The sequence below is a fragment of the Rhodococcus sp. IC4_135 genome, assembly GCF_011602025.1.
In the GTDB taxonomy this organism is placed as follows: domain Bacteria; phylum Actinomycetota; class Actinomycetes; order Mycobacteriales; family Mycobacteriaceae; genus Rhodococcus_F; species Rhodococcus_F baikonurensis.
In genome coordinates this window covers 1-252 of sequence record NZ_JAAOLG010000170.1, presented here as the reverse complement: position 1 = coordinate 252, position 252 = coordinate 1, and the positions used below count along the sequence as shown (strand labels likewise).

Annotated in this window: 1 pseudogene; it reads left to right on the top strand. The window is 62.7% G+C overall.

Features of this window, described 5'->3' with window-relative positions:
- A pseudogene (locus tag G8767_RS36720) lies at positions 1 to 134 on the top strand (AMP-binding protein); the annotation flags it as partial.
- Positions 135 to 252: the final 118 nt, after the last annotated feature.

Sequence of the window (252 nt, the reverse complement as noted above, 5' to 3'; positions counted from 1 at the left end):
TGGACGGTCTTGATGTGGGTGGGTTGTCGGGTGGTCCGGTGTCTGATGGTGATCGGGTTGCGCCGTTGCGGTCGGGTAATGCGGCGTATGTGATGTTCACGTCGGGGTCGACGGGTCGGCCGAAGGGGTCTGCTGCACGATCAGGTGACAGGTTGAGTCACGCAGCCTGAGTGGCTGGTGTGGTCATGATGGTCTCGTATTCTATGGGGGTCAATCGGCCGAGCCCGACTTGGCGGCGTCGGCGGTGGTAGG